This window comes from bacterium, from assembly GCA_036524115.1.
Taxonomy (GTDB): domain Bacteria; phylum JAUVQV01; class JAUVQV01; order JAUVQV01; family DATDCY01; genus DATDCY01.
Genome location: DATDCY010000263.1, coordinates 1 through 6,027, shown reverse-complemented (window position 1 = coordinate 6,027; position 6,027 = coordinate 1). Strand labels below are relative to the sequence as shown.

The following is a 6,027-nucleotide window of genomic DNA, read 5'->3' as shown; positions in this document are numbered from 1 at the left end:
TGGTGCGCGCACAGGGCGGCGCCGAGCGCCCCGCCCGCGTCGCCCGCCGCCGGCTGGATCCAGAGGCCGTCGACGAGCCCGCTGCGCAGCAGCTTGCCGTTGGCGACGCAGTTGAGCGCGACGCCGCCGGCGAGACAGAGGTTGCGCGAGCCGGTCAGCCGCCGCGCCTCGGCGGCCATTGCCAGCACGACGCGCTCGGTCACCCGCTGGATCGCCAGCGCCAGGTCGCAGTGCTCCTGCCGCATCTCGCCCTCGGGCTCGCGCCGCGCAACGCCGAAGAGCGCCTCCCACGCCGGCTCGTTGGCCATGCGCAGCCCCGTCGCGTAGTCGAAGTACCCCTGGTCGAGCCAGAGGGAACCGTCGGCGGCGAGGTCGACCATCTTCTCCAGGATCAGCGCCTCGTAGCGCGCCGTGCGCTCCCCCCCGGGGTCGCCGTAGGGGGCGAGGCCCATGAGCTTGTACTCCCCGGAGTTGACGCGGAAGCCGAGGTAGTAGGTGAACGCCGAGTAGAGCAGTCCCACCGAGTGCGGGAAGCGCAGCTCGCGCAGGATCTCGATGCCGTTGCCCCGCCCGTGGCAGATCGACGCGGTGGCCCACTCGCCGACGCCGTCGATCGTGAGGATCGCGGCCTCGTCGAACGGCGAGGGGTAGAACGCGCTCGCCGCGTGCGAGAGGTGGTGCTCGGGGAAGAGCAGCTTCGTCTCCGCCACGCGGTGCCCGGCCAGCCGCGAGAGCTCGTCCAGGAGCAGCCGCTTGAGCAGCAGCTTCTCCTTGATCCAGACCGGCATCGCCGCGAGGAACGACCGCAGGCCGCGCGGCGCGAAGGCGTAGTAGGTCTCGAGCAGTCGCTCGAACTTGAGGAACGGCTTGTCGTAGAAGGCGACCGCCTCCAGCTCCTCGAACGCGGCCCCCGTGGCGTCGAGACAGTACGCGATGGCGTTGTGCGGGAAGGAGGGGTCGTGCTTGCGGCGCGTGAAGCGCTCCTCCTGCGCCGCCGCGACGATCTCTCCCGAGTCGAGGAGCGCCGCCGCGGCGTCGTGGTAGAAGGCCGAGATGCCGAGGATTTTCACGAGGTGCGATCCGCGCGGGTCATTGGGCACCGGATACTACCCGCGCACCCCGGGAAAGTCAATTTTTCCCGCAGGTTGGGTGATGTAGACATTCGCGGGGTCGTCGTCGCCCACCCGCCCCTCGAACGTCACGGGCCCGACTCGTTTGACAAAGCCTCGAGCTTGGGCCACCGTTGAGTCTCGCGTTCCCCATCGGAGCAGGAGTGGCGTGCGCGAACCGATCCGGCCTGCGATGACTTTCGCCTCGGCCAAGAGGGTCGCGCGACAACCGCGCCCCGTCGCGGGGCCCAACCCGAAGGAGGAGACCCCCATGAAGACACACACCCGCCTCATCGCCGCGATATTCGCGCTCTGCACGCTGGCAGCCGCCTGGCCGGCGTCGGCCGCCCCGGACCCGACCGATTTCTTCCTGAAAGTCACAGGTGTCAACGGAGGGTCCCGGCAGGTCGATCACATGAAGTGGATCGACATCGAGGGCTTCACCCTGGACGTGTCCCACCCGCTCGGCCAGACTGCCGTGCCGGGTCCGATGCGAATCGCCAAGAAACTGGACCGCGCCACCGTCGGCCTGGCCTTCGCGGCGCTCGGGGGCGGCCTCGTGAGCGAAGTCATCGTCGACGCCTGCGCGGTCATCGGCGACGCGGGCTTGAAGCCCATCTTCCAGCTCGTGCTGACGGGCGTTTTCATCACCGCGGTGCAGCCCGAGCAGGGAGGAAAGAATGCCACCGAAGTCGTCGTGTTCGACGGGTACCACGCGATGCAGATGATCTACTACATCTACAACAATAGCGGGGTGCTCGTCGGCAAGATCGAGAAGAGCTACCCCTGATCTCGCCCCGGCGGCCGGCGTCGGCGCGGGCCTGCCGGGCGAGCGCGCCTTGTCTTTCCGCCGCCCTTGGCCTATCGTCTCGGCGCCATGAGCCGCATCGCGCGTTTCCTCGAGCGCCTGGGCCGCCACGCCGACCTCGTCTCCGAGGTCGCCCACCGCGAGGAGATCCCGCCGCGCGCGGCCAGCTTCGGCGTCTTCCCGTCGCGGCTGCGGCCGGAGCTGCTGGCGGGGCTCGCGGGCCTCGGCATCGAGCGCCCCTGGCTGCACCAGGCCGAGGCGGTGCGCCGGGCCCTCGCCGGCGAGGACGTCGTCGTGGTCACGCCCACGGCCTCCGGCAAGACGCTCTGCTACAACCTGCCCGTGCTCGATCACTGCCTCGCCGACCCCGAGGCGCGCGCGCTCTACCTCTTCCCGATCAAGGCGCTGGAGCAGGACCAGCTCGGGGCCTTCCGCGAGCTGGCCGCCGCCTGCGGGCTCGAGGGGCGGGTCACCGCCGAGATCTACGACGGCGACACGCCGGCGCACCGGCGCGCGAAGATCCGCACGTCGCCGCCGAACGTCGTCATCTCGAACCCGGACATGCTCCACGTCGGCATGCTCGCCTTCCACCCGAAGTGGGAGGCCTTCTTCACCAACCTGCGCGTCATCGTCCTCGACGAGGTCCACACCTACCGCGGCGTCTTCGGGTCGCACGTCGCGAACCTGCTGCGGCGGCTGCTGCGCGTCGCCGAGATCTACGGCGCGCGCCCGCAGATCATCGCCTGCTCGGCGACGATCGCCAACCCGGGGGAGCTGGCGGCGCGGCTCACGGGCCGCGCGCCCGCGGTCGTCGATGAGAACGGCGCGCCCGAGGCCGGACGCTCGTTCCTCTTCGTCAACCCGGCGCGCCGCTCGCCGGCCACCCTCGCCGCCCGGCTGCTGCGCGAGGCGGTGCGCGAGGACCTGGCGACGATCGTCTTCACCAAGTCGCGCAAGAACACGGAGCTGGTCTACACCTGGGCCGTGCACGGGGACGCGCGGCTGCGCAAGGCGATCAGCGCGTACCGCTCCGGCTACCTCCCCGAGGAGCGGCGCGACATCGAGGAGCGGCTCTTCACCGGGGCGCTCAAGGCGGTCGTCAGCACCTCCGCGCTGGAGATGGGCATCGACATCGGCGGACTGGACGTCTGCATCCTCGTCGGCTACCCGGGGTCGATCACGTCGACCTGGCAGCGCGGCGGGCGGGTCGGGCGGCAGGATCGCGCGTCGCTCATCGTGCTGCTCGCGGGGCCGGACGCGCTGGACCAGTACTTCATGAAGCACCCGGACGTCTTCTTCGCCTCGGGCTTCGAGCCGGCCGTCATCAACCCGGAGAACCTGCCGGTGCTCGCCTCGCACCTGGCGTGCGCCGCGGCCGAGCTGCCGCTGCGCCGCGACGACCCCTGGTTCCCGCCGCGCGGACCCGCTGCCGGCACGGCGGTCGCGGACGCCATCGCGCTGCTCGAGCGCTGCGGCGATCTCGTGCGGGCCGTCGGCGAGGACTGCTGGCACGCCGTCAAGCGCTCGCCGCAGCGGGACGTCGACATCCGCGGCGCGGGCGAGTCGTACACGATCTTCGCGGAGAGAGCCGGCGCGCTCCCCGGGGCGCACCCCGACCTGCGCCTCGTCGAGCCCGACCGCGACGCGCCGCATCCCGGCCGCGTCGTGCTGCTGCCGCCCGAGGAGCGCGAGCCGCCGCTGTCCCCGCCGGCCGGCCGGCGGCGCAAGCGGGGCGACGCCGAGGAGGCCCCGGCCCCCGGCGCGAAACCGCGGGTCATCGGCAGCCTCGACGGCAACCGCGCCTTCTCCGAGGGGCACCCCGGCGCCATCTACCTGCACCGCGCCGCGCAGTACCAGGTGACCCGCCTCGACCTGGACCGGCGCAACCTCTGGGCGCGGCCGGTGGACGTGGACTACTACACGCTGCCGCACCGCGAGAAGGAGACGGAGATCCTCGCCACGCGCCGCAGCAAGCTGGTGCACAACTTCGTCTGCCGGCTCGGCGAGCTCAAGGTCACCGAGCGCGTCGTCGGCTACGAGAAGAAGCGCGTCTCCTCCGGCGAGCGCCTCTCGGTCCACGAGCTGGAGCTGCCGCCGTCGTCATTCGAGACGATCGGCCTCTGGATCGAGATCGACGAGTTCGTGCCGCGCGCGGTCGCCGGCCGCCGCCTCAACTACATGGGCGGCATCCACGCCGTCGAGCACGCGGCGATCGCGCTCTTCCCGCTGTTCGCGCTGTGCGAGCGCGACGACGTCGGCGGGATCTCGACACCCCTGCACGCGCAGGTCGGCAAGGGCGCGATCTTCATCTACGACGGCTACGCCGGCGGCGTCGGCCTGGCGGAGGCGAGCTTCGCGCGCATCGGCGAGCTGCTCGAGCGCACCCTGGAGCTGATCGGCTCCTGCGAGTGCGAGGCCGGCTGCCCGGCGTGCATCTACTCCAACAAGTGCGGCAACGGCAACGTCCCGCTCGACAAGGAGGCGGCCGTGACGGTGCTCAAGCTGCTGCTGGACCACCCGGACGCGCGCGCCTGGCGCGAGCAGGCGGCGTCCGCGGACGAGGCGGAATGCGCCGACGAGCCGCTGGTCGCGCTGGTGGAGGAGCCGCAGTACGACGCGACGCGCGTCATGGTGCTCGACGTCGAGACGCTGCGCGGCGCCGACGAGGTCGGCGGCTGGCACAACAGCCACCTCATGGGCCTCGCCGTCGCCGTCGTCGCCGACAGCCTCACCGGCGAGGCGCACGCCTTCCTCGAGCACCAGGCGGACGCGCTCTTTGCGCTGCTGCGCAAGGCGGACCTCGTCGTCGGCTTCAACATCGTGGGCTTCGACTTCAAGGTGCTCTCGGCCTACGACGACGGCACGCTCGCGCGGCTGGGCGCCGAGGGCAAGGTCTTCGACATCCTCGCCGACGTGCGCCGGCGCCTCGGCTTCCGTCTCTCGCTGGCCCACCTGACCGAGCACACGCTCGGCGCGACGAAGACCGCCGACGGCCTGCAGTCGCTGGCCTGGGTCCGCGCGGGACGCCTCGACCTCGTCGAGGAGTACTGCCGCGCCGACGTGCGCATCACCGAGCAGCTCTTCCGCCACGGTCTCGAGGCCGGGTACGTGCGCTACCTCAGCCGCGACGGGACGCTCCTGGAGCTGCGCCTGGACTGGGACCTCGAGCAGCTCGCGCCGCCACGGGCGCGCTGAGCCCCCGGCGCGAAGCCGATCGCGGCCGCAGGCCCGCCGACGACTGCGCGTTGACATTCCCGCCGGGCGCGGCGATAGTGGCGCGCATCGCGCGGCGTTCCGGCCGCGATACCGATGTCCCAAAGTGAGAGGTGGAGGCGCCCGCGCCCGGCCGCGCATCGGCGCCCGCGGTTCACACAGCACGAGGGAGGGGGCAATGGTCACACTCGCGAGAACCGTGGCAGTGGTCGGGTTCGTTCTGGCCCTGGGGACGGCGCTAGCGCCCGCGGACGCGCACGCCGAGGACGGTCGCTCCTGGTTCGAGGGCATCTACATCGGCTTCGCGCCCTGCTACTCGGACATCCGCATCCCGGGGCGCAGCCTCAGCATGGAGGGGATCGAGTTCGACGACATCACCGCCGACGAGGGCAACGCCGGCTTCAGGCTCTACGGCGGCTACTGGATCAACGACAACGTCGGCTTCGAGGTGACCGCGGCCGAGCTCGGCGAGGTCAACGCGACCTTCGACTACTTCAAGCCGCCGGCGGAGCGGGGGACCGGGGAGACGAAGGTCTCGCTCTACGGCACGGGCGTCACGGTGCAGCTCGGGCAGCGGTTCGGGCGGGCGCAGGTCTTCGGGCGCGGCGGGGTGCTCTTCTGGAACACGAGCTACGACTCGAACTTCTTCCTCCCCAGCGGCGAGCGGCAGGACCGGATGCTGGACAAGTCCGGGACGAGCTTCACCTACGGGCTGGGGGCGACCTGGAACTTCACGGGCAACTGGCACCTCCGGCTCGAGGGCGACGTGATGGACATCGACATCACCGACGCGAAGCTCGTCTCGCTCGGGCTCGAGTACCGCTGGTGAGGCGCGGCGGCGCGCACCTGGCGGAGCCCCCTGCGGGACCCGGCGCGGCGCGCTAGCGGCCGCCGTCC

At 71.5% G+C, this 6,027-nt stretch carries 4 protein-coding genes; 3 read left to right on the top strand and 1 reads right to left on the bottom strand.

Annotated elements, in window-relative coordinates; genetic code table 11:
• The coding region (locus VI078_12735; GenBank protein ID HEY6000147.1) for a carbamoyltransferase N-terminal domain-containing protein at positions 1 to 1,070 on the bottom strand (1,070 nt) is incomplete at its 3' end.
• 310 nt (positions 1,071 to 1,380) lie between these two features.
• Between VI078_12735 and VI078_12730 the strand changes: the two genes are divergently transcribed.
• From VI078_12730 to VI078_12720, 3 genes are all read left to right on the top strand, one after another.
• Positions 1,381 to 1,899 (top strand): type VI secretion system tube protein Hcp, encoded by a 519-nt coding sequence (locus tag VI078_12730; GenBank protein ID HEY6000146.1) that lies wholly within the window; start codon positions 1,381 to 1,383, stop codon positions 1,897 to 1,899.
• A gap of 87 nt (positions 1,900 to 1,986) precedes the next feature.
• Entirely contained in the window at positions 1,987 to 5,112 is a 3,126-nt protein-coding gene (locus VI078_12725; protein ID HEY6000145.1) for a DEAD/DEAH box helicase, read from the top strand.
• A 196-nt stretch (positions 5,113 to 5,308) separates the two neighbouring features.
• On the top strand, positions 5,309 to 5,959 hold the full coding sequence (locus VI078_12720; protein HEY6000144.1) for an outer membrane beta-barrel protein: 651 nt from the start codon (positions 5,309 to 5,311) through the stop codon (positions 5,957 to 5,959).
• Positions 5,960 to 6,027: the final 68 nt, after the last annotated feature.